The 22698-nt window shown below is 73.4% G+C and carries 18 protein-coding genes and 1 tRNA gene; 1 reads left to right on the top strand and 18 read right to left on the bottom strand.

What is annotated here, in order from left to right; all coding sequences use genetic code 11:
- Positions 1-7: 7 nt before the first annotated feature.
- From O3T09_RS05910 to O3T09_RS05875, 8 genes are read right to left on the bottom strand one after another with little or no spacing between them, the layout of a single operon-like run.
- A complete protein-coding gene (locus O3T09_RS05910) occupies positions 8-1045 on the bottom strand; it encodes a glycosyltransferase family 4 protein (protein ID WP_002854438.1) in 1038 nt (345 codons plus the stop codon).
- The gene (locus O3T09_RS05905; protein WP_002854439.1) at positions 1042-2187 is read right to left on the bottom strand and encodes an acyltransferase family protein; all 1146 of its coding nucleotides are present in this window, start codon (positions 2185-2187) and stop codon (positions 1042-1044) included. The genes O3T09_RS05910 and O3T09_RS05905 overlap by 4 nt, the downstream gene beginning before the upstream one ends.
- On the bottom strand, positions 2184-3323 hold the full coding sequence (locus O3T09_RS05900) for a glycosyltransferase family 4 protein (RefSeq protein ID WP_269295436.1): 1140 nt from the start codon (positions 3321-3323) through the stop codon (positions 2184-2186). Before O3T09_RS05900 ends, O3T09_RS05905 begins: the two co-directional genes overlap by 4 nt.
- A complete protein-coding gene (locus O3T09_RS05895) occupies positions 3314-5557 on the bottom strand; it encodes an N-acetylneuraminate synthase family protein (RefSeq protein ID WP_002854446.1) in 2244 nt (747 codons plus the stop codon). Before O3T09_RS05895 ends, O3T09_RS05900 begins: the two co-directional genes overlap by 10 nt.
- The gene (locus O3T09_RS05890; protein WP_002854448.1) at positions 5554-6345 is read right to left on the bottom strand and encodes an acylneuraminate cytidylyltransferase family protein; all 792 of its coding nucleotides are present in this window, start codon (positions 6343-6345) and stop codon (positions 5554-5556) included. The genes O3T09_RS05895 and O3T09_RS05890 overlap by 4 nt, the downstream gene beginning before the upstream one ends.
- On the bottom strand, positions 6342-7463 hold the full coding sequence (locus O3T09_RS05885; protein ID WP_002854450.1) for a hypothetical protein: 1122 nt from the start codon (positions 7461-7463) through the stop codon (positions 6342-6344). The genes O3T09_RS05890 and O3T09_RS05885 overlap by 4 nt, the downstream gene beginning before the upstream one ends.
- Positions 7460-8521, bottom strand: coding sequence for a CgeB family protein (locus tag O3T09_RS05880; RefSeq protein ID WP_002854452.1), 1062 nt, complete (start codon positions 8519-8521; stop codon positions 7460-7462). The genes O3T09_RS05885 and O3T09_RS05880 overlap by 4 nt, the downstream gene beginning before the upstream one ends.
- A complete protein-coding gene (locus O3T09_RS05875; protein ID WP_269295435.1) occupies positions 8518-9441 on the bottom strand; it encodes a glycosyltransferase family 2 protein in 924 nt (307 codons plus the stop codon). Before O3T09_RS05875 ends, O3T09_RS05880 begins: the two co-directional genes overlap by 4 nt.
- Positions 9442-9641: 200 nt before the next feature.
- Here O3T09_RS05875 and O3T09_RS05870 point away from each other — a divergent pair, with 200 nt between their 5' ends.
- A complete protein-coding gene (locus tag O3T09_RS05870) occupies positions 9642-10736 on the top strand; it encodes a PqqD family peptide modification chaperone (protein ID WP_269295434.1) in 1095 nt (364 codons plus the stop codon).
- 53 nt (positions 10737-10789) lie between these two features.
- Here O3T09_RS05870 and lepB read toward each other — a convergent pair whose 3' ends face one another.
- From lepB to O3T09_RS05820, 10 genes are all read right to left on the bottom strand, one after another.
- Positions 10790-11542 carry a signal peptidase I gene (gene lepB / locus O3T09_RS05865; protein WP_269295433.1) on the bottom strand — a complete coding sequence of 251 codons (753 nt, stop codon included), beginning with the start codon at positions 11540-11542 and terminating at the stop codon, positions 10790-10792.
- 2 nt (positions 11543-11544) lie between these two features.
- Complete coding sequence (locus O3T09_RS05860) at positions 11545-12525, bottom strand: ribose-phosphate diphosphokinase (protein ID WP_020627447.1); 981 nt, start codon at positions 12523-12525, stop codon at positions 11545-11547.
- 111 nt (positions 12526-12636) lie between these two features.
- Complete coding sequence (glmU, locus tag O3T09_RS05855) at positions 12637-14130, bottom strand: bifunctional UDP-N-acetylglucosamine diphosphorylase/glucosamine-1-phosphate N-acetyltransferase GlmU (RefSeq protein ID WP_269295432.1); 1494 nt, start codon at positions 14128-14130, stop codon at positions 12637-12639.
- 37 nt (positions 14131-14167) lie between these two features.
- Positions 14168-14239: transfer RNA gene (locus O3T09_RS05850), tRNA-Gln, on the bottom strand.
- Between the two features lie 64 nt (positions 14240-14303).
- The gene (locus O3T09_RS05845) at positions 14304-15797 is read right to left on the bottom strand and encodes a sugar transferase (RefSeq protein ID WP_269295431.1); all 1494 of its coding nucleotides are present in this window, start codon (positions 15795-15797) and stop codon (positions 14304-14306) included.
- Positions 15798-15937: 140 nt separating this feature from the next.
- Positions 15938-17779 carry an ABC-F family ATP-binding cassette domain-containing protein gene (locus O3T09_RS05840; RefSeq protein ID WP_269295430.1) on the bottom strand — a complete coding sequence of 614 codons (1842 nt, stop codon included), beginning with the start codon at positions 17777-17779 and terminating at the stop codon, positions 15938-15940.
- Between the two features lie 65 nt (positions 17780-17844).
- Positions 17845-18813 (bottom strand): 4-(cytidine 5'-diphospho)-2-C-methyl-D-erythritol kinase, encoded by a 969-nt coding sequence (locus O3T09_RS05835; protein WP_269295429.1) that lies wholly within the window; start codon positions 18811-18813, stop codon positions 17845-17847.
- Positions 18810-19733, bottom strand: coding sequence for a 16S rRNA (adenine(1518)-N(6)/adenine(1519)-N(6))-dimethyltransferase RsmA (gene rsmA / locus O3T09_RS05830; RefSeq protein WP_060775311.1), 924 nt, complete (start codon positions 19731-19733; stop codon positions 18810-18812). The genes O3T09_RS05835 and rsmA overlap by 4 nt, the downstream gene beginning before the upstream one ends.
- A 60-nt stretch (positions 19734-19793) precedes the next feature.
- Positions 19794-21614, bottom strand: a complete 1821-nt coding sequence (locus O3T09_RS05825) for an ABC transporter ATP-binding protein (protein WP_260849690.1) — start codon at positions 21612-21614, stop codon at positions 19794-19796.
- Between the two features lie 24 nt (positions 21615-21638).
- Entirely contained in the window at positions 21639-22592 is a 954-nt protein-coding gene (locus O3T09_RS05820) for a TatD family hydrolase (RefSeq protein ID WP_269295428.1), read from the bottom strand.
- Positions 22593-22698: the final 106 nt, after the last annotated feature.

Here is a 22698-nt window from a genome sequence, read left to right as displayed (position 1 = left end):
GCGGGGGTCATAGGGACAAGTCATCCAGGAGCTCGGCGACGGCGGCGCGGCCAGCCTCGGGAGAGAACAGCGACGCCCAGCGGTGCCGCTGGGAGTGGGCCACCTCGCCCAGATCGACCGCACGCACGGCCCGCAGGCAATTCGCGAGTGCGGCAGCGTCCCGCTGCGGAACAACGAAGGGGTGATCGCTGCCGACCACCTCGGGAACGGCCCCCGCATCGGAGGCCACCACCGGAACGCCCGCCGCCATCGCCTCGGCCGCCACGAGGCCGAAGGACTCCGCCCACTGCGACGGCACGGCCAGCACGTCCACGGAGGCCAAGAACTCGCCGGTGTCCTGCCAGCCGAGCACCTGGACGTCCTCACCGGCTGCCGTCAGGGCGGTGGCGAGTCGCTCGGCCTCGTCATCCGCCACGAACCGGCTCTCCCCCGCGACACGGAACACGAAAGCACCCGGGTCGGTCTTCCGCAGCAGCGCGGCGGCCTCGAGCAGCGTCAGAATGCCCTTGTCCTCGGACAGCCGGCCGAGGAAGCCCACGGTCACCGGCCCATCGGCATCGCGGGTCCGTTCTGCCTGCGGCGTCCTCGGACCCGGAACCCAGTTGTGGAGCACGCGGGCCCCGTGGATGCGGTCCGCCGCGAACCGGGAGGGCACGAGGACCGCGAGCGCGCCGGGGCGCGCCAGGGCGGAGAACACGCGCAGAACCGGCTTCGCGGGCACCTGGTGCAGGTGCACGATCCGGCGCGGCCGGCCGGCCAGGGCGGTGGCGGGCAACAGCCCGTTGCACCACACGACGTCGTCCCCGTCACGGCCACGGTCCCAGGCCCGGAGAGCACGCAGGTACCCCAGTCGTCCGGGCCCACCCACGCGGACCACGTCGAAGCCGTCCGCGGCCAGGCGATCGGCGGTCTCGGCCGGGTGCGCCGGGGCCACGACGCCTACATCCCGCCCCAGCTCGCGCAACGCCGTGGCGAGATGGTGCAGCATCACCTCGCCGCCGCCCACCTCACCCTGGTTCGCCAGAATCCAGATGCGACCGGTCATCGGGCCGGCTCCAGGGATCGGGGATGACCGGTGCGCGCGTCCACGACGGAGCGGACGCGGGTCAGCCCCCGCTTGGCCACGCGGCCGAGGTGCTCCTCGCCGTACTTCTGCAGGGCCCAGGCGAGCACGGAGACCACGGCCAAGGCCACGAGCATGGCCATGTTCCGGCCCACATACGGCCAGAGCGCGTGGATGAGGATGTATCCGGGGATGGCGTGGAGGATGTAGAGGGAATAGCTGATCTTCCCGTACCACTGGACAGGGGCCAGGAGCAGCACGGACGTCCTCTCCCGCAGCATCACCGTGACTGCGAGGAGCACCACCACGAGGACCTCGAGGGCCAACGGCATCCCCCGCATGACGAACGTGCTGCCCACCGCGGACACCGCGGCCGCCGCGACCCAGCCGCGGTGCCGCCCCGTCTGCCGCGCGATGTACAAGGCCATCCCCAGCACGAACAACGGGGCGTACTCGGCCACGGTGGCGTTGTTGAGGAGCTTCACCCACAGGGGGTCCCGCTGAGGGTCCCAACCCACGTGCGGCGCGGTAAACAACACAACGCCCCACGAGATCACCGACCACGCGATGCTCCCCCACAGCACCACGCGGTCCGAAAGGCGGCAGCGCGTGAGATACAGGAGGATCAGGATGATCACGTAGAACTGCATCTCCACCGCGAGCGTCCAGTAGACGTCCACCACGTTGTCCACGCCGACCCACCGCTGGACCATCGTCAGGTTGACGAGGGCCTGGCCCCACGTGAAGGGGAAGCCGGGCACCGGATGCAGCAAGAGCAGCACCACGGCGAACACCAGGGAGATCCAGTACGGCGGATAGAGCCGGGCCGCCCGGGAGATCGCGAAGTCACTCGGCCGGCGCGCCCCACGGGCGGACATGAAGATCACGAACCCGGAGATGATGAAGAACAACTGCACGCCCGCAGCACCCCAGGCCGCGTCGTGGAACGCGGCGGGATCTTGCGGGTAATGCGAATTGTGGGCACCTGTGTAATGCGAGAACACCACCGCCAGCGCGGCGAGGCCGCGCAGGCCGTCCAACTCCCGGAACCGGGGTCCCGGCACGCGCTTCTCGGCCGGAGCCACCGACGCCGATCCCGGCTCGTTCGGGCTCGCCGCGGTCATCGGGTACCCACCTTCCCCACCCGGCGCCCGAGCACCTCGAGGGTCGCCTCGGCGGTGGCCCGGGCCATGGTCTCCACGTCGCCCACGCGCACCTCGCCCGGCCCCTGGGCGGCGGCACGCGTCACGGCGTCGGCGACGGCCGCCGGCGTGGCCTCGTGGACCAGGCGCTCGGGCGGCAGGATCTCCCCGTTGTCGCCCACGTCCGTGGCGACGGCGGGCAGGCCGGCCGCGGCGGCGTCGAGCAGGGTGTAGCTGAGGTTCTCCCACGCCGAGAGCTGCACCAGCACGTCATGCTCGGCCATGGTGCCCCACGGCTCCACGAAGCCGGGCACGTCGACCGCATCCGTGACACCGAGGTCCTCGGCCTGGGCGCGCAGCTGCCCCTCCAGCGGACCCGAGCCGGCCAGCGTCAACCGCGTCCCGGGGTCGCGCTCCAGCAGGGCGGGCAGCGCGGCGATCAGCCGGTCGAGATTCTTCTCGGGGGCCAGCCGGGACAGGGACAGGATCCGCAGCCCCTCCCCCGGTGCGCGCCGCTGCCCCGCGGCCGCGGCGCGCACCGCGGGCACGTCCACGCCGTTGCGCACCACGGTGAGGGGCGCCCCCGCACCCCATTTGCGTCGGAGCACGTCCGCGGTGGACTGCGCCACCGCGATCACGAGGTCCGTGCCGCGCAGCCGGGCCCGGTGCGCGGCGTTCTTCACCCGGGCCGCGGCGGCACGGTTGTACAGCTGGTCGTCCGGGGCGATCCCGTGCTCGGTGCTGAGCAGCGCCGGTGCACCGGCCCGGCGCCCGGCACGTTCCGGGCCGAGCGCGGTGAAGGCCGCGAGGTCGGCGTAGGCCAGATGCGTGTGGACCGCGGCCGGGCGCAGGGTGCGCACCGCCGTCCGGAGCGTCCGCACCGAGGCGGCCAGGCCGGCGTCGGGCCCGATGTCCCCGGTGAACACCGCCGCGCCCTGCTCGCGCAGGCGCTCGGCGAGCGGTCCCTCGGGGCAGAGCACCGCCAGACGCAGACCGGGCAGGCCCACGCGCGCGACGTCGAGGACGTGCCGCGCCACGCCGCCGAGGTCGGCGACGGGCACCACCCAGAGCGTCAGCGAGGCCGGGGCGGGCGCCGTCACGTCCGGCGTCACAGCCACTGCTCCAGCCGGTCCAGGGCCGTCCAGAAGCCCTCGCCGTTGTTGATGTGGCCCTGCCAGATCTCCGGGATGAAGCTCACCCCGGGGGCCAGGCGGTCCAGCTGCTCGCACAGCACGGGCCAGTCGACGTCGCCCTCGCCGATCTGCGGTCCCTCCCCGTCCACACCGGTGGCGTCCACGAGATGCAGGTGGATGGTGTGCGGGGCCAGCTTCTCCACCATCTCCGAGAAGGGGATCCCGAGGAACGTGGCCGAGAGCTTGGAGTGGGAGATGTCCAGGCACAGGGGCACCCCCGTGGCCTCCACGAACGCCACGGTGTCGTCCGGGTCCATGAAGAGGTTGTGGTACTGCTGACCGCCCATCAGCCACGGGAACGGCGGCAGCGTCTGCGCGGCGATCCGGATGCCGGAGGTGTCCAGGCGCTTCACGGCCTCGGCGATGCGCTCGTACTTCGGCTGCCTCTCCTCCGGGCGGATGTGCCGGTCCAGGGTGAACCCGCCCATGGTGATGACCATGATGGGCGCCTCCTCGGACGGGAACCAGCGCTTCAGGTCCCGGGTGATGTCGATCGTGCGCTGCACCTCGGCGATCGAGCGCTCCCACACGGCGTCGTCGTCGCTGGCCAGGTCCACGAGGAAGTCGCCGGAGAAGATGTCCGGCAGGTGGGTGGTGAAGCCCATCGGCAGGGGCTCGGTGAACACCGAGTCGATGTCCATCTCGAGGTCCTTGTAGGAGAAGTGGAACTCCAGGAAGTCCGGGGTGCAATCCTTCGTCAGCGCCGCGACGTCGTGGTAGCGCACCGGCAGACCCCAGGGGCGCCGGAACTGAAACTGGCGCCCGGTGGGCACCGTGTCCGTGAGGTCGCCGGCGAAGAAGAAGTCGCCCTCGGCCATCTCGCGGTGCAGGGTGCGGCCGACCAGGCGCGGCAGCTCGTTGGGCTGCAGGCCGCGGCCCGGGGACTTCACGGTCACGTCGTCGGCGGTGATCGTGGCGCCGGCCTGCAGCGGACGGGCCGCCACCAGGGACTTGGCCAGGTTGATGCGGTTCATCGCCTCGCCCGTGGAGACCACGCGCTCGGTCCCGACGCCGATCGACTCCTCGATGTCCCGCGTCTGCCGGACCATCTGCGCGAACTCCTCCGGCAGCAGGGAGACCTTGTGGTCGTTGCCCTCGAGCCCCCGGTCCACGGTGAAGTGCTTCTCGATGATCGCAGCGCCCCGGGCCACCGCGGCCAGGGCCACGTGGAAGCCGCGCTCGTGCCCCGAGTAGCCCACCGGCGTCTGCGCGATCTCCGCGAGCCGGTCCAGGTAGGCCAGGTTCACGTCCTTGTAGGGGGCGGGGTAGGTGGACTGGGCGTGCAGCATCGCGAAGGGGACGCCGAAGGAGCGCACCAGTGCAACCGACTCGCGGATCTCCTCCTCCCGGGACATGCCGGTGGAGAGCACCATCGGCAGGCCGGAGGCGGCCGCGTCCCGCAGCAGACCGTGGTTCGTCAGGTCCGCCGAGGCGATCTTCACGCCGTCCACCGGGTACGCGCGCAGCACCCGCATGGACGGGGCGTCCCACGGGGTGCACATCAGGGCGACGCCGGCGTCCCGGACGTGGTCGAACACCCGCACCATGTCCTCGGCGGAGAGCGAGAACTTGGCCAGCTCGTCCAGAGTGCGCTGGGCCCCCAGGTCCTCGCCGGCGGTGGCCGCACCGGACTGCCGGTAGAGGGCGTCCATGTCCCGCAGCTGGAACTTCACGGCGTCCGCGCCCGCCTCCACGGCCAGGTCCACGAGACGGCGGGCCAGGTCCACATCGCCCTGATGGTTGTTGCCGATCTCCGCGATCAGGAACGCCGGGTGGCCCTCCCCGATCCGGTGCCCGCCGATACACAGCTCCGCCTCCCGGTCGATCGCCAGGGCCGTCAGGCGGCCGCGCTCGTCCAGCAGCGGCAGGTGCCGCGCCCCGGTGGGCAGGGCCTCGCGCATCTCGGCCGGGGAGGCGCCCAGGGGCGCCGTCGCCGGGTCGCGGTGGGCGACGTCGGCCGCGGCCACGTCCAGCGGCGCCTCCGGATGCGCCACGCGCCAGCGGCGCACGTCCCCGTCCGTCAGCGAGCCGACGAGGAAGCCGTGGGAGTCCACCACGAACACGGTGCGCTCGCGGTTGTCGGTCATCTTCTGCAGGGCGACCAGGAGCGAGTCCTCGGGGAAGACGAGGTAGGGGGTGAGCCTGCGTTCGATGATCACTGCGCGCCTCCGGGAGTGCGGTTGGGGCCGGTGGTGGGGGACTCGGCGGTGTGCGGGGCACCGAGGCCGGAGCGGTGCTGGAGCACCTTGTGGACCGCCAGGTACTGGTCCATCTGCTGCTCGGCCAGGGCGAAGTCGAGCTCGGTGTCGATGTCCACGCCCTCGAGGTCGTCGAGCTCCAGCAGGCCGATCCGGCCGCCGAGCCGGTTGTGCAGCCGGTCGTAGACCCAGGGGCGCGTCACGTAGAGGGACCCGTTCTCGCGGAACCGCAGGTCGGTGCCCGTCATGTCCTGCCGGCGCTTGCGCGCCGTGACGTCGAAGTCCGGGATCGGCTCCCCGTCGAGGTCCTCAGCGTGGCGCCACAGGAACGGGGACACCGGGACGACGCCGACCAGCGAGTCCACCCCCGTGTCCCGGAACTGCCGCACGGCGCGGTCCAGGGTGCCGGGCAGGCGGAGCGGGCTGGTGGCCTGGAGGAGCATCACGCCCTCGGGTTCGACGCCGGCCGCGCGCTCGGCCGCGAGCACGTGCTCGATCACGGGCTCGGTGGGGGTCGAGTCCTGCGCCAGGTGGGCCGGGCGCAGGCCCGGGACGTCCGCGCCGTAGCGGAGGGCGACCTCGGCGATCTCGGCCGAGTCCGTGGAGACCACCACGTGCAGGTCCTCCTCCGCCTCGAGGGCGGCCTGGATGGTCCAGGCGACGAGCGGGTGGCCGCCCAGGAGGCGGATGTTCTTGCCGGGCAGCCCTCGGGACCCGCCGCGCACGGGGATGACGCACAGGATGCTCACGCGGTCTCCTTCCAGACGTGCTCGGCGATCGCGGCCGCAGGGTCCGCGGTCGGCGAGGCCAGGGGCGGGGTGGGCTCCGGGGTGCGGCCGGGCCGCCACCGGCTCATGCCGTAGCGCCGCCAGAACCCCTCCAGCCAGGCGGGCGGGTCCGGGTGGACGGCCCACGCGGGTCTGCCGGCCTGCGCGGCCTCGAGGATCCCGGTGGAGAAGACGGCCGCCACGGGCCCGCGGGTGGCGATCAGGGGCGCCCCGGCGTCGTCGATCCGCACGCCGGCCCTGCGCCAGGCCACGTGCTGGCCGCGGGAGAGGCGGTCCCGCTCGGCCGGGTGGGGGCGGTAGGCGGCGCCGGTGGCCCGCACGTACTGTTCGGCGGCCGCGGCGAAGTCCCGGCGGGGCAGCTCGGCGCCGTGCAGCTGGCCGAGGAACACCCCGGGGCCGTCGTCCCCGGCACCCGAGAGCGCGGGCGCGGCCCGGCGGGCCTGCTCCAGCAGCGCCGAGCCCACCGGGACGGCCTCCACATCGGCGCGGCCCTGGGTCCACCAGTGCGCGTCCGCGCTCGTGAAGGCGTACAGGGTGGCGTCCTGCGGGACGGGCGGCGTGGACACGGCCAGCAGCCCGTGCTGGACGACGCCGATCCGCGCCCCCCGCTGCCGGGCCCAGCGCACGGCGGCGCGGCCCGAGGGCAGGTACTCCCCCGCCACCAGGACGCGGCGGAGCCCGGACAGGCGCTCCGTCACGACGTCGGCGGTGGCGGCGTGCTCCCGGTGACCCGCGGCCCCGGGCAGGGCGGGTGCGTCACCGGCAGGCAGCACCCAGCCGACCCCGGCGGCGACCTCCGGCCGCGCGGTCGCCAGGGCGGCCACGGGCGAGGCCAACGCGGCCAGCTGCGTGGGGCCGAAGGACTCGAGGGCGACGAGGGTGTGCACGTCCCCCGCCGGCAGGAGCAGGCGGGGAGCGTCGTCGCCGGTGGGCCGGCGGCGTGTCAGGGCGCCGGCCACGGCCCGCACGGTCGAGCGCGCGGTGTCCGCGGCCCGCCGGGTCAGCGGCCACTGGGCGCGCTGCCACGCGTGCCAGCGTGGCAGGTCTTCGGAGCGCCAGAAGAGGGGCGCGTCGGTCATGCCCACCACCCCTGGGCCATGGCCGCCCGGTGCGCGAACGTGTGCTCCGCGTGCGACCGGCGGCGGCCGGCCTCTCGGATGCGCGCTCCCCAAGCGGGGTCCGCGACGATCCGGCGGCCCAGCTCGATGAGGTGGTCCGCGTCCTCGAAGACGAGCACCTCCTCTTCCGGGACGTAGAACTCGGCCACGTCGGCCCGATCGACCAGCTGGAGACCGCCCATGCCGGGCACCTCGAAGGTCCGCATCGCGTGGCCGGCCTGCAGGCCGTGGATGTTGATGGCGCCCGCGGCGGCCGCCTGCACGGCGTACGCCTCCTCGAGGGGGATGTCCCGTTCGGCCGGCAGGTCCGGACGGGTCAGCTCCCACGTGCGCAGGCGGTCCACCGGGTGGTGGCTCCACTGACGCCCGTAGGCGCGCACGGGCACCCCGGCCGCGGCCAGGCGGGTGAGCAGCTCCACGCGGTTCGGGTAGCGCGAGCCCACGAAGACCAGCTCGTCGCGCCGCGGCACCTGAGGCAACGCCATCGCCGGGTCGAAGCCGTTGGGCATGTAGTGGGCGTCCACGCCCTCGCCGGCCAGCAGCTCGGCCTCGGAGCGGGCGTAGCTGAGCACCGGCCCGACGGAGCGCAGGAACTCCATCGAGTAGTCGTGCCGCGCGAGGTCGTCGTACAGCCAGAGCATGCGGGGCAGGCCCGCCTCGAGGATCTCGGACCAGAAGTCCTCGCCCAGCGAGTCCCCCTTGATCACGAGCACGCGGTCCGGCCGGGCCTCGCGCAGCGCGGCCACGGCCCGCCCCGTGTCCCAGGCGACCCGCGCGGCCGTGCGGTCCACGCCCGCCTTCTGCGGCAGCTCGAGCAGCCCCTTGTTCCGCAGCTTCATGCCGAGCGTGGCGTAGGCGTCGTAGCAGTGCACCGTGACGTCGAAGCCCTGGGCCGCCCACGCCGCCGCGATGGAGCGGTGATAGCCGTGGAACGCCGGCGAGACGAGGAACAGCCGTTCCGGGGAGCGGCCGCCCCGCGCGTCGGGCGGCGCCGGCACGGTGTAGCCGGTGGCGCTCATCGGCGCTGCCCCTTCCAGACCAGCGCGTGCTCGTCCCGGAGCACGGCGCGGGCGTCCACGTCCACACCCCGGGCCTGCCGGAGCATGTTCACGGCGAAGTTCGCCCCGGTGGCCGCGGTGAGCGCGGCCTTGAGGGCCCGGGGGTGACCGAACTTCCGGGCGTAGCGGTACCGGGAGTCCACCAGCCAGCCGCGCCGGCGCAGCGGGTCCGAGGAGCCGTGCAGCCCGTGCGGCACACGGACCGCCGGGACCACGATCGACGGCACGCCGCGCTCGCGCAGGCGACGCTGCAGGTCGACCTCCTCGGAATTCATGAAGTACTCCTCGTCGAACCCGCCGACGGCGCGGACCTGCGCCATCGGCAGGAGCAGCACGGCGCCCATCACCCAGTCGACCGCCACGGGCGAGACGGACCGGGCCGCCGCGACGTCGTGCCCCACGGCCTCGTGGAGCACGTCCAGGTGACGGAAGCGGGCCAGCGGAGTCAGCCACTCGACGGTCTGGTGCAGGACCGTGGGGAAGTGCCGGCCGGACCACTGCGGCGTGCCGTCCTCGTTGACGACCTGCGGGCTGACCACGGCCGGCTGGTATGGAGCGGCCGCCGCCACCAGCGCGTCGATCTGCGCCCCCGTGATCTCGGCGTCCGAGTTGAGGACCAGGGCCAGCTCGGTGGTGACCGCGGCCAGCCCGGTGTTCACGTTCGCCCCGAACCCGCCGTTGCGCTCGCGGCGCACCACGGTCAGACGCGGATCGTGGGCTTCGGGATACGGGGTGGGCGAGGCGTCGTCCGAGACCACGATGGCGGCCAGCGCGTCCCCGGGATCGGCCAGCAGGCGGTCGACGAGGGCGAGGGTGGGGGCCGGATCGCCGTAGTGCGGGATCACCACGGTGACGGCCGCCGTGGTCGGCTGGGCTGCCATGCGGGTTCCTCCCTCGGCTCGGATGGAGGGCGCACCCAGCGCCCGAGAACCTGTGACGAGTATAGGGAAGGACTGGCGAGGACCCGCGCCGTCCGGTGGGGCGGCCTCGTGGCCGTCGACACGGTGCTCGGTACACTGACCGGACAGCCACGGGATGGAGAGGGTGGGCCATGCCCGGCACCCACGGGGAGGACGAAGCCATGCGCGAGACGACCGCGTTGCGCATCGGCGCCGGACTCGATGCCGTGACGGTCAGCGGCCTCACGGGAGACGAGCGGGCGGAGGTCGTCGAGTCCTGGGCCCGATGCGGTGTGGAGGCCGTGGAGCCGCCGGCCCGCGCGGATGCGCACCGCGACGCCGACACCGCGCGTCCGTGGCTCCAGTGGCACGAGGACCTGGTGTTCCTGGCGACCTCACGGGCGATCGAGTCCGCCCGCGGCACCCACCTGCTGTTCCATGCCGCGTGCCTCGCCGCACCGGACACCGGGGCGGCGATCGTCCTGGTGGCGGCGTCCGGGACGGGCAAGACGACGGCCACGCGCCGACTGGGGCCCCATTTCGCCTACCTCACCGACGAGACCGCGATCATCGCCCCCGACGGCCTGTCCGTCACCCCGTACCCCAAGCCGCTGTCCGTGCTGGACGCACGGGGAGTGCGGCCGAAGACCCAGCGCGGCCCGGACGACCTGGGTCTCGGCCCGACCCTCGCCGCCGCCCGGCTGGCCCGGATCGCCGTGCTGGACCGCGTGCGGGATCCGGCGGGCCCGGTGACGCCGCGGGCGGAGCCCATGGAGCTCTTGGCTGCGCTGGGGGCGCTCGTCCCCCAGACGTCCTCCCTCGCCCGGCTCCCCCGCGGTCTCGTGACGCTGTGCCGCGTCCTCGACGCGGTCGGCGGCGCCCGACGCCTCGTCTACGCCGAAGCCGAAGACCTGCGGGACGTCGTCGACGGCCTGCTGGCGGCCCCGCCCACGCCCGTCACCCCCGCCTGGGAGGCACTCACCGATGAGGAGCTGCGGGCCTCGGCCGGTGCGGCGGCCCCGGGCGCGGTGTCCCGCTGCTCCGTCGACGACGGCATCCTGACCGACAGCGGCCGCCTGGTCCTGCTCGTCTCCGAACGGCTGGTCGTGCTCGACGGTGTGGGCCCGACCGTCTGGCTCCTACTGGACGAGCCGCGGACGGCCGCCGACGTGGTGGCCCATCTCCGCGCCGAAGGGCCCGTGCCCGAGGACGCTGAGGCCCGGGTGCGGGAGGCGATGGACGCCCTGATCGCCGTGCAGCTGGCCACGGCCGGCTGAGCCGGCACGGCCCGAAGACGGCCGTCGCCCAGGAGCCCCGCCCCCTCAGGAGATCAGTGCCCGCCCCAGTGCGTGGGCGGCCAGACGGTCACGAAGACCTCGCCCACGATGTCCTCGCGGGTGACGAAGCGGGCGCAGTCCCCGGCCTGGTCGGCGGGGATGCCGCGGCACGCGATCACGGAGTCGGCCGAGTTCGAGCGGTGGTCGCCGAGCACGAGCATCGAGTCCTCCGGCACGGTGACCGGGCCGAAGCAGCGCGCGGACATCACCTCGGACTCGCAGTCCAGCTCGTCCCGGAGGAACGGCAGGTCATTGTGGATGTACGGCTCGTCCAGGGGCTCCCCGTCCACGGTCACGGCGCCCTCGGCAGTGCAGCACTCCACGGTCTGCCCCGCGGTGCCGATCACGCGCTTGACCAGCGCCTGCTCGTGCGAGCGGCCGATGCCGGTGAGGTCGCCGAACGTGCGGACGGCGTTCTCCACGGCCCCCTCGGACGATGTGGGGGTCGCCCAGTCCTCGTTCGCCGTGAAGACCACCACATCCTGTGAGTCGGCCATCCCGTCCGGGTAGGCGGTGCGGTTGACCAGCATGCGGTCCCCCACCTCGAGGGTGTTCTCCATCGAGCCGGACGGCACCGAGTACACCTTCACCCACAGAGCCTGCACCACGGCGACGACCGCGATGGCGACCACCACGTTCAGCAGCAGGGAGGCCCAGAACGGCAGGCGCGGACGGCGAGGCTGCGGCGCGGCGCCCGCCCCGCCGTCGACGTCGTCCCCGGGGACCGGCTCGAGGCGCTCGGCCATGGTCAGGCGACGCCGTCGAACAGGCTGGTGACCGAGCCGTCCTCGAAGACCTCGCGGATCGCGCGGGCGATCAGCGGGGCGATCGAGAGCACCGTGAGGGTCTCGAAGCGCTTCTCCTCCGGGATGGGCAGGGTGTTGGTCACCACGACCTCGCGGGCGCCGCACTCGCCGAGACGCTGGGCGGCCGGGTCCGAGAACACCGCGTGCGTGGCGGCGATGATGACGTCCTTCGCGCCGGCGTCCTTGAGGATCTGCACGGCGCCGGCGATGGTGCCGCCGGTGTCGATCATGTCGTCGATCAGCACGCAGACGCGGCCCTCGACGTCCCCGACCACGGTCTTGGACTCGGCCTTGTTCGGAACGGTGAGGTCCCGGCTCTTGTGCACGAAGCCCAGCGGCACGCCGCCCAGGCGGTCCGCCCACTGCTCCGCCACGCGCACGCGGCCCGTGTCCGGGGAGACCACCGTGACCTCCTCGCCCTCCACGCTGGAGCGGATGTGGTCCGCCAGCAGCGGGATGGCGAACAGGTGGTCCACCGGGCCGTCGAAGAAGCCCTGGATCTGGGCGGTGTGCAGGTCCACGCTCATCACACGGGAGGCGCCGGCGGTCTTGTACAGGTCCGCGACGAGACGGGCCGAGATCGGCTCGCGGCCGCGGCCCTTCTTGTCCTGGCGGGCGTACGGGTAGAACGGCGAGACCACCGTGATGCGGCGGGCGGAGGCGCGCTTCATGGAGTCCACCATGATCAGCTGCTCCATGAGGTGGTTGTTCAGGGGCGCCGGGTGCGACTGGATGATGAACACGTCCTTGCCGCGCACCGACTCGCCCGAGCGCACGTAGATCTCGCCGTTGGCGAAGTCGTAGGCGCTCATGGGGAGCAGCTCGGTGCCCAGCTCCTCGGCGATCTCCTGCGCGAGCTCGGGGTGGGCGCGGCCCGTGGCCAGCACCAGTCGCTTGTCCTCGCTGCGGCTCAGCTCCGTCATGACGTCCTCAACATCCTTCGTGGTCTCGCGTTCCAGGACCGACGGCGTCCGGCGTCGGTGTCGGCCGCCCGGGGCGGCCCGGTCCTCGCACCCATCCTAGGGCGCGAGGGATCAGCCCTCGGCGTCCGCGACGGCCGCCCCGGCCGCCTCAGCGGCCTGCGCGGACGTGCTGCCGGGGCGCTTGGCGGGCACCCAGCCCTCGATGGTGCGCTGCGTCACGGCGTTCAGCGCCAGGGCGCCGGCCGGGACGTCGTCGCGGACCACCGCGCCGGCACCGGTGTAGGCGCCGTCGCCCACCGAGACCGGGGCCGTGAACACCGTGTTCGAGCCGGTGCGCACGTGCGCGCCGATCACGGTGCGGTGCTTGGCGACGCCGTCGTAGTTGGCGGTGATGTTGCCGCAGCCGATGTTGGTGTACTCGCCGATCTCGGCGTCCCCGGCGTAGCCCAGGTGGGAGAGCTTGGCACCGCGGCCCACGGTCACGTTCTTGGTCTCGTAGAACGCGCCGATCTTGCCGTCCTCCCCCAGCACCGTGCCCGGGCGCAGGTAGGTGAACGGGCCGACGGTCGCGCCCGCGCCGATCACGGCCTCCGTGGCGTCGGTGCGCTTCACCACGGCACCCTCCCCCACCTGCGTGTCCGTGAGGGTGGAGTCCGGGCCGACGACGGCGCCCGTGGCCACCGACGTCGTCCCGTGCAGCTGGGTGCCGGGCTTGAGCGTGATGTCCGAGGCGAGGGAGACGGTGACGTCCACCCACGTGGAGGACGGGTCGACGACCGTGACGCCCTCCTTCATCCAGCCGCGCAGCACGCGGTCGTTGAGCTGGCGGCCCAGGTCGGAGAGCTGCCGGCGGTCGTTGGCGCCCTCGACCTCCCACACGTCGTCCGTGCCCACCGAGGCGACGCGGCCGCCCTCGGCGCGGGCCATGCCGAGCACGTCCGTGAGGTACTTCTCACCCTGCACGTTGTCCGTGGAGATCTCCGGCAGGGTGCGGCGCAGCAGGGCGGCGTCGAAGGCGTAGATGCCGGAGTTGACCTCGCGGATCGCCGCGAAGGAGTCGTCCCCCGTGGACTCGGCGTGGGCGAGGGCGTCCTTGTGCTCCATGATCCGCTCCACGAGGCCCTCGGCGTCGCGGACGATGCGGCCGTAGCCCGTGGCGTCCTCGAGGGTGGCGGTGAGCACGGTGACGGCGTTGCCGTCCGCCTCGTGGTCCGCGACGAGGCGGGCGAGGGTCTCCGGGGTCAGCAGCGGGACGTCGCCGTAGGTCACCACGACGGTGCCCTCGAGGTCCGCGGGCAGGGCGGCCAGGCCCAGCTCGACGGCGCGGCCGGTGCCCGGCACGTCGTCCTGGTCGGCGATCGCCAGCGCGTCGATGCCCAGCTGGGCCGCCACCGTCTCGATGTGCTCGGCCACGCGGGCCCGCTCGTGCCGGACCACGGCCACGAGGTGCTCCGGCGCGAGCGACCAGGCCGCCGCGAGGGCGTGGCCCACGAGGGAGCGCCCCCCGATCGCGTGCATGATCTTCGGCGTCGTCGACTTCATGCGGGTGCCCTGACCCGCGGCCAGGACGATCACGGCGGAGGGACGAGCGGACGGCTGGGACATGGGGGCTCCTGCACCGGTGGGGGTCAGAGGACGGGGGTTCCGCCCCTAGGATTCGAACCTAGACCGCACGGCTCCAAAGGCCGGCGTGCTGCCATTACACCAGGGCGGAGCGCCGGACCCCAGGGGGCGGCGACGACGGCCCATTCTTCCACACAGGTCGCGCGGATCCGGGGTCAATAGGCGCCGTCGGCGGCGATCACGGCCTTGACGGTCCGGCCCAGGATCACGAGGTCGCCCAGGATGGACCAGTTCTCCACGTAGTAGAGGTCCAGGCGGACCGCCTCCTCCCACGGGAGGTCGGACCGGCCGGAGACCTGCCAGAGGCCCGTGATGCCGGGCTGCACCAGGAAGCGGCGGTGCACGTACTGCTCGTAGGCCTCGACCTCGTGCGGCAGGTGGGGCCGCGGGCCCACGAGGGACATGTCCCCCCGCAGCACGTTCACGAGCTGGGGCAGCTCGTCGATGCTGGTGCGGCGGATGAGCTTGCCGACCCGGGTGATGCGCGGGTCGTCCTTCATCTTGAACAGGACGTCCGCATCCCCGCCGTCCGAGACGAGCCGCTGCCGGATCTCCTCGGCGTCCACCACCATGGAACGGAACTTGAGCATGGTGAACGGCCTGCCGCCGAGACCGATCCGCTCCTGCCGGAACAGCACCGGCCCGCCGTCCGTGGCCTTGACCGCGATCGCGACGGCGATCAGCAGCGGCGAGATGGCGATCAGGCCCAGACCCGACGCGACGACGTCGAACGCCCGCTTGGCGAACGCCTTGCCCTCGGAGAGGCGCGGGGTGGAGAGGTGGATGAGCGGCAGACCCGCGAGGGGCTGCGTGTGGAGGCGGGGTCCGGCGACGTCCACGAGGGCGGGCGCCATGATCAGGGAGACGCCGCGCTCCTGCAGCTCCCAGCCCAGCCGGCGGACGTCCGAGGGGACGAACGAGTGGCCCGAGGTGATCACCACGGCTTCGACGTCGCGCTCCTCCACGTGGGCGACCACGTCCTCCACGGTGTCCAGGTCCGTGGAGACCGGTATCGGGAGGTAGTCCTCCTGCCGGGTCTTGTATCCGGGGAGGGCCGCGGCCACGGGGGCGTAGCCGGCGCCGGCCTCGGAGTCGAGGGCCTCGAAGATGTGCCGGACCGCCTTCGGGCCGCCGACGAGCAGGAGCCGCCGCCGGAACCTGCCGCGGTGTCGCTGCCGCGCCACCCACCCGCGCACGAGGAACCGGCCCAGCAGGAGCAGGAGCACGCCCAGCGGCAGAGCCAGGCCCACGTAGCCGCGCGCCACTTCGAGACCTGCCGCATAGGCGAGGATCGCGACGGTGCCGAAGAGGTAGAGGGTGCCCTGCAGGACCCGCTTGTACTCCTCGCTGCCCACCCCCAGGATCCGGATGTCCCGCGAGCCCTGGATGGTCAGCGCGAGCACCCAGGCCGCGCTCAGGGCGAGGCTGATGACGCTGTAGTCGATGACTTCGGCGCCGGGGAGGGTGGTGCGCCGCGGTCCGCCGAAGCGGAGCTGGGCCGAGACGAAGGTGGCGAGCAGCACCGCGACCACGTCCACGATGAGGACGAGCAGCGGAAGGCCCCGCTCCCAGGGCCGGCCCAGGACACGGCCGCGGGCGGTCGATCCCATGCGGAGCGCGGTCGACTCATCACCGGGACTCCCGATCACGCTCTGCTCCTCCGTCCTGACGCGGGGGATGGTCCACGTCGTGGGGGTCGGGCATGATGCTGTACCCCGGCCCCCGATTATAGGCCGGAAACAGCCTTCAGCTGTGCCACCTGCCACACTCTGCTGTGCGCGCCCGCCCGTCAGTCCCCTTCGGCGAGTTCAGCGGCCTGCAGCCACTCCTCCTCCAGGACGTCCAGCTGCGCGTCGAGGTCCTTCAGGTCGGCGGAGGCCGCGGTGAGGGCGTCGAAGTCCTGCGCCTGCCCCAGCTCGGCCATCCGCGCCTCGAGGCCGGACCTCCGGTCCCGGAGCCGCGTCATCTGCTTCTCGAGCCGGGCCATCTCCTTGCGGGCCAGCCGACGCTCCGCCTCGGTGGGCCCGGTGTCCTCCTCCGGCCCGCCCATGCCCGCGCACGTCCCGACGACGTCGTTGCGGCCCCGAGCTGCGCCGACTCCCCGGGCCGGGCCGCCGGCGTCGTCCATCGCGGCGCGCAGCTCGAGGTACTGGTCCACCCCGCCGGGCAGGCCGCGGACCTTGCCGTCCCCGAGCAGGGCGACCTGGTGGTCGGTGACGCGCTCGAGCAGGTAACGGTCATGGGAGACCACCACCAGGGTCCCCGGCCACCCGTCGAGCACGTCCTCGACGGCGGCCAGGGTGTCCGTGTCCAGGTCGTTGGTCGGCTCGTCGAGCATGAGGACGTTGGGCTCGCCCACGAGCAGGCGCAGCAGCTGCAGGCGCCGGCGCTCGCCGCCCGAGAGCTCCGAGACCTGAGTCCACTGCCGGGAGGTGCCGAAGCCGAGCATCTCGAGCAGCTGGCCGGAGGACATCTCGCGGTCACCGACCTGGAAGGACGAGCCTTCGCGGGCCATGACTTCGGCGACGCGCAGGTGGGCGACATCGTCGAGCTCCTTCACGTCCTGGGTGAGGGTGGCCGAGACCACCGTCTTGCCGCGCTTCACCCGCCCCGAGTCCGGGGCGATGCGGCCGTCGAGCAGGCGCAGCAGGGTCGACTTGCCCGCACCGTTGACGCCGACCACGCCGAGCCGCTCGCCGGGCGCCAGGCGCAGGGTGACGTCGTCGAGGATCGGCTTCTCCCCCAGCGTCAGGCTCACGTGCTCGAGGTCGAGGACGTCCTTTCCGAGCCGGGCCGTGGCCATCTTCGCCAGGGACACCGAGTCGCGCGGGGCGGGGACGTCCTCGATGATGGCGTTGGCCGCCTCGATGCGGAACTTCGGCTTGGACGTGCGCGCCGGGGCGCCACGGCGCAGCCAGGCGAGCTCCTTCTTCACCAGCTGCTGACGCTTCTGCTCCGTCACCGCCGCCTGCCGGGAGCGCTCCGCACGCGCGAGCATCCACGCGGCGTAGCCGCCGTCGAACGGGTCCACCGTGGCGTCGTGCACCTCCCACGTGCGCGTGCAGACCTCGTCGAGGAACCACCGGTCGTGGGTGACCACCACGAGGCCGCCGTCGGTGGGGCGCCAGCGCTGCTTCAGGTGGCGGGCGAGCCACGCGACGCCCTCCACGTCCAGGTGGTTGGTGGGCTCGTCGAGGAAGAGGACGTCGTCGTCCCCGGCCAGCAGACGGGCCAGGGCCACGCGACGGCGCTGGCCGCCGGAGAGGCCCCGCACGGGCTGCTCGAGGTCGAAGCCGTCGAGGAGACCGCCCAGGACGTCCCGGACCTTGGGGTCCGAGGCCCACACGTGGTCCTCCACGTCCCCGACCACGGCCTCACGCACGGTGTGCTCCGGGTCGAGCCGGTCCTGCTGGTCCAGCACGCCCACGCGGACGCCGCCGCGGCGGGTGACGCGGCCCGTGTCGGGTTCCTGGAGGCCGGCGAGGATGCGCATGAGGGTGGACTTGCCATCGCCGTTGCGGCCCACGAGTCCGATCCGGTCCCCCTCATCCACGCCGAGGGAGAGGCCCTCGAGGACGGTGCGGGTTCCGAAGGCGATGCCGATGTTCTCGGCGCCGAGCAGGTGGGCCATGGAGGAGGTGGTCCTTTCCGGACGGAGGAGGGGTGGTCGGGTGCGGCGGGGTGCGCCGCCGGCTGTCAGAGCACGTGGGCGCCGGGCACGGGGCCGTGGACGGGGAGGGCGCGCACGCCCGTGCGCTCCTCGATGGCCGAGGCCAGCCGCAGCGCGGAGGCCTCGTCCTGCGCCACGAAGAGCAGGGTGGGGCCGGAGCCGGAGACCATGCCGCGCAACGCGCCCTCGTCCAGGCCGAGGTCGAGGACGTCCGAGAGCTCGGGGAACAGGACGACGGCCGGGGTCTGCAGGTCGTTGTCCATGGCGGTGGCGAGTTCGAGCGGGTCCGCCGCGGTGAGGGCCCGCAGGACGGCCTCGTTCACCTCCGGGCGCGTCGGCCCGTCGGGAAGGTGGCCCTCCCGGCGCAGCTCGTCCAGGGTCTGGAACACCACGGGGGTGGACAGCCCGGCGTCCGCCGGGACGAGGACGAGGTGCACCGGAGTGCGGGCCGCGACGGGGGTCAGCTCCGCCCCGGTCCCGAGCCCGACGGCGGCGCCGCCCAGCACGCTGAAGGGCACGTCCGCGCCCAGCGGGGCGGCCAGCTCGGCGAGCTCGGCGCGGGTGTGTCCGGTCTCCCACAGGGCGCTGCACGCGAGCAGTGCGGCGGCCGCGTCGGCGGAGCCGCCGCCCATGCCGCCCGCGACCGGGACCTGCTTGGCGACCTCGAGGTGGACGCCGTGGGTGTCAGGATCCAGCCCGAGGGTGCGCCGCAGGTGCGCGGCGGCGCGGTGCGCGAGGTTGCGCTCGTCCCAGGGCACGTCCTGGGTGTCCACCAGACTGATGTGGCGGCCCGACGGGCCGACGGTGATCCTCCCGTCCGCGCGCGTGATCGCCGTGACGGTCTCCCGCAGGCTGACGGCCAGGTACACGGTGGCCACAGGGTGGTAGCCGTCCGCCCCGGGGGGTCCCACCCGCAGGGACAGGTTCACCTTGCCGGGGGCGCTGACCGTGACGTGCCGGGCCGTGGGGTCGAGGCCGAGGTCCTCGGTCGTCACGCGCTCACCTCCTCCGCCGCACGCCGCGGGCCGTGCTCGGCGATCCGCGCGAAGGCCGCGATGTCCAGGGCCTCGCCGCGGGCGCGCGGGTCCACGCCGGCGGCCACCAGGGCGTCCTCCGCCGCCTGCGGCGACCCCGCCCAGGAGGCGAGCGCGGCGCGCAGGGTCTTGCGGCGCTGGGCGAAGGCGGCGTCCACCACGGCGAAGACCTCCCGGCGGGACGCGCCGCCCGCCGGCGGCTCGCGCCGGGTGAAGGCGACCAGCCCGGAGTGGATGCGCGGAGCCGGCCAGAACACCTGGGTGCCGATGGTGCCCGCCTTGCGCACGTCCGCATACCACGCCGCCTTGGCGGACGGCACGCCGTAGACCCTGGAACCGGGCCCGGCCGCGAGACGGTCCGCGACCTCCTCCTGCACCATCACCAGGCCGTGCCGCAGCCCCGGCAGGACCGCGAGCGCGTGCAGCAGCACGGGCACGGCCACGTTGTAGGGCAGGTTCGCCACGAGCGCGGTGGGGCCGCCGGCGGCGGCAGCGGGCCGGACCTCAGCCAGGGCCTGCTCGCTCAGCGTCATGGCGTCCGCGTGCAGCACGGCGAGGGCGTCCTCGGCCCCGGGGCGGAACTCGGCGGCGGTGCGCGGCAGGCGGGCGGCGGTGACGGGGTCGATCTCGACGGCGGTGACGGCGGCGGCCGCGTCCAGCAGGCCGAGGGTGAGCGAGCCCAGCCCGGGGCCGATCTCGAGCACATGCTCGTCCGCGGTCACATCCGCGGCCTGCACGATGCGCCGGATCGTGTTCGGGTCGATCACGAAGTTCTGGCCCCACTGCTTGGTGGGACGCAGGTCCAGCTCGGCGGCGATGCGCCGCACGTCCGCGGCGCTCAGCAGCGGGGCGGGGGCGGGGTGCGGGGAGGGCTGGACCATGCCCGCGAGTCTATCGGGGCGCCGGACAGGGTAGCCGGGGCGCAGCGGCGCGGGCTCCGCTCAGGTGGAGAGGTCACCGAGCCGGACGAGCTCGCGGAACTCGGGGCTCGTCTCCTGCAGCCCGGCGAACGTGCCCTGGCCGATGATCCGCCCCTGGTCCATCAGCACGATCTGATCGCAGCGCTTGACCGTGGAGAGACGGTGGGCGACCACGATGACCGTGATCCGTCCGCGCAGCGACTCGATCACCTCGGTGACCCGGCGTTCCGTGAGGTTGTCGAGGGCCGACGTCGCCTCGTCGAGCACGAGGAGGCGGGGCCGCCGGAAGAGTGCGCGCGCGATGCCCAGGCGCTGGCGCTGGCCGCCGGAGACGCCCACGGCCCCTTCGCCGATCACGGTGTCCAGGCCGTCGGGGAGCTCGTCCAGCCACTGCCCCAGCTGGGCTTCGCGCAGCACGCGCTCCACCTCGGCCCGGTCCGCCGTCTCGGCGGCCTCGACGTCCAGGAGCACATTGTGCAGCACCGTCCCGTTGACCACGGTGACGGACTGCGGGACGAACGCCACGTTGTCCCACCAGCCGCGCGGGTTGGCCTCGAGCTCCACCCCGTCCACGTAGACCCCACCGCGCTGGGCGTGGTGGAAGCCGATGACCAGGTCCACCAGGGTGGTCTTGCCGGCACCGCTGCCGCCCACGAAGGCGTACGAGGAGCCGAAGGGGATGCGCAGGTCGATGTCGCGCAGGACCGGTTCGGCCTTGCCGGGGTAGGTGAAGGACGCGTCCCGCACCTCGATGGACTCCTCGAACGTGATGCGCTCGTAGGGCCGGTCCGCCGCGTGCAGGACCGGCTGCGCGGCGGCGAGTTCCGCCGTCGTGCGCTCGAAGGCCGGCCAGGAGGTGCGGATCTCGTTGGTGGTGGCCATGAGCGCGGCCATGGACGGCAGCACACGGAAGCCGGCCATCGCGAGCAGGGCGAGCGAGCCGAACGCCTCCCCGCCGCGGCCCTGGATGAAGGCCACGGCCACGAGCGCCGCGATGGCGGCCACGAAGGCGACCTCGAGCACGTAGCGCGGCATCATCGTGAGGATCATCTTGAGCCGCGTGGCTTCCGCGCTCTCCGCGCGGGCGGCCCGGTACTCCTCCATGAAGGCCGAGTCGTTGCCGCGGATCTTCACGTCCTTGTAGTTCTCCAGGCCCTGCAGCGCCGCGGTGTTGGCCCGCTCCCCCGTGGTCACCAGGGCCCAGCCCAGACGCGAGGCCGGGCGGCGGATCACGGTCTTGATCACCCAGGCGACGGCGAGGAAGTACAGGGCCATCCCGAGCCCCGTCAGCGGCATGGAGACGCCCACCACGACCGCCACCGCGACGAGCGTCACGGCCTCCGTGAGGAATGTGACGGACGCGTTCACCACGCCCGTGTACGCCATGCTGGAGGTGCCGGTCACGTTGTTGACCAGGGTGCCGACCGTGCGCGTCAGGTGCAGGCCGTAGTCGGCCCGCAGGTAGTAGCGCAGCAGCGTGGCGGACGTGCGGATGAGGTTCTGGTTGGTGAACCCCATGGTCCACCAGCGGAACGCGAGCACCAGGATCGCCTTGAGCAGGAAGGCGACCACGATCACGACGGCGAAGGCCACCGTCTGCTCCGGCACCGTCACGGCCCCGAACCGGGCCAGCAGCCCTTGGAGCACCGGGGAGCCCAGCTCACCCGAGGTCAGCAGGCTGACCAGCGGGATGATCGAGGCGAGCGCCACCATCTCGAGGCCGGCCACGAGGACGGACCCGAGGACCACGAACACGAGGCGGATCCGCATGGGGCGGTCCACCAGGTACTGCGTTCCCTCGGGCAGCCGGGCTTTGAGGAGTCGGGTCAGCACGTCGCCCATCCTAGGGGCCGGGTCTGGATCGGCTTAGAACGCCCCGTACACCCGGGCGGTGTTCTCGCTCACCGCGCGGGCGAGGGCCGCCACATCGTCTCCGCGCGTCTCCGCCATGCCCCGCAGTGTGACCGGGATCAGGTAGGGCGCGTTGGGGCGGCCCCGGTGCGGATGCGGCGTGAGGAAGGGCGCGTCCGTCTCCACGAGCAGCAGCTCGGCCGGGGCGATCCGCAGCGCCTCGCGCAGTTCGCCGTTGGCCTTGAAGGTGACGGGACCGGCGAAGGACATGTGCCAGCCGTGCTCGGCGCACGTGCGGGCCAGGTCGGGGCCGCCGGAGAAGCAGTGGAACACCACGTGCGGGGGCAGCCCGCCGTCGGCCGCCTCCTCGAGCAGGATCCGGACGACGTCGTCGTGCGCGTCCCGGTCGTGGATCTGCAGGGCCGTGCCGAGTTCGCGGGCCAGCCGGATGTGCCGGCGGAAGGACTCCTGCTGCGCCGCGTGGCCGGCCTCGTCCTGCGTCCGGAAGTAGTCGAGGCCCGTCTCGCCGACGGCGCGCACGCGGGGGTGGCGGGCGAGCTCCGCGATCTGCGCGAACGCCTCCTCGAACTCGCCGCGCTCGGTCAGGCGGGCCGCGTCGTTGGGGTGCAGCGCCACGGCGCCGAGCAGGCGGGGCTCGGCCTCGATCGCCGCGATCGTGAACCGGGCCGAGGCGACGTCGCAGCCCACCTGGACCGCGCCGGTCACGCCCACGGCCTCCGCCGCGTCCATCGCCCGGTGGACGTCCACCCGGACCAGGCCGTCGCGGAAGTCGAGGTGCGTGTGGTTGTCCACGACGGGCACCGGCAGCGGCTCCGGTGCGGGCGGGTACTCGAGACGACGCCGGCGTCCCGACTTCTCCTCGCGGGCGTCCCGGCGCGGGCCGCCGTCGTCGTCCGGCTGCTGGGCGGGGGCGCGGTAGGCGAGGGGGGTCTCGGATGCGTGGGCCATGCACCCCACTCTAGGGAGCCGAGCCCGGGGCCCCCGACACGCCTCGGGGGCGGTATCGGGTGGTATCCGACGTGGATACCACCCGATACCGCCCCCGGAGGGCACG

This window comes from Micrococcus sp. H39-S4, assembly GCF_027158145.1.
Classification (GTDB): domain Bacteria; phylum Actinomycetota; class Actinomycetes; order Actinomycetales; family Micrococcaceae; genus Micrococcus; species Micrococcus luteus.
Note: the sequence above shows the minus strand (reverse complement) of the source record. Positions and strands in the feature narration are given on the sequence as shown.

Bases quoted from the DNA above. Each gene is read 5' to 3' on its own strand.
- O3T09_RS05910 (WP_002854438.1), bottom strand. From the start codon at position 1,045: ATGACCGGTCGCATCTGGATTCTGGCGAACCAGGGTGAGGTGGGCGGC.
- O3T09_RS05820 (WP_269295428.1), bottom strand. From the start codon at position 22,592: ATGGCCCACGCATCCGAGACCCCCCTCGCCTACCGCGCCCCCGCCCAG.
- O3T09_RS05870 (WP_269295434.1), top strand. From the start codon at position 9,642: ATGCGCGAGACGACCGCGTTGCGCATCGGCGCCGGACTCGATGCCGTG.
- O3T09_RS05905 (WP_002854439.1), bottom strand. From the start codon at position 2,187: ATGACCGCGGCGAGCCCGAACGAGCCGGGATCGGCGTCGGTGGCTCCG.
- O3T09_RS05825 (WP_260849690.1), bottom strand. From the start codon at position 21,614: ATGGGCGACGTGCTGACCCGACTCCTCAAAGCCCGGCTGCCCGAGGGA.
- O3T09_RS05860 (WP_020627447.1), bottom strand. From the start codon at position 12,525: ATGACGGAGCTGAGCCGCAGCGAGGACAAGCGACTGGTGCTGGCCACG.
- O3T09_RS05880 (WP_002854452.1), bottom strand. From the start codon at position 8,521: ATGAGCGCCACCGGCTACACCGTGCCGGCGCCGCCCGACGCGCGGGGC.
- O3T09_RS05885 (WP_002854450.1), bottom strand. From the start codon at position 7,463: ATGACCGACGCGCCCCTCTTCTGGCGCTCCGAAGACCTGCCACGCTGG.
- O3T09_RS05840 (WP_269295430.1), bottom strand. From the start codon at position 17,779: ATGGCCCACCTGCTCGGCGCCGAGAACATCGGCATCGCCTTCGGAACC.
- rsmA (WP_060775311.1), bottom strand. From the start codon at position 19,733: ATGGTCCAGCCCTCCCCGCACCCCGCCCCCGCCCCGCTGCTGAGCGCC.
- glmU (WP_269295432.1), bottom strand. From the start codon at position 14,130: ATGTCCCAGCCGTCCGCTCGTCCCTCCGCCGTGATCGTCCTGGCCGCG.
- O3T09_RS05875 (WP_269295435.1), bottom strand. From the start codon at position 9,441: ATGGCAGCCCAGCCGACCACGGCGGCCGTCACCGTGGTGATCCCGCAC.
- lepB (WP_269295433.1), bottom strand. From the start codon at position 11,542: ATGGCCGAGCGCCTCGAGCCGGTCCCCGGGGACGACGTCGACGGCGGG.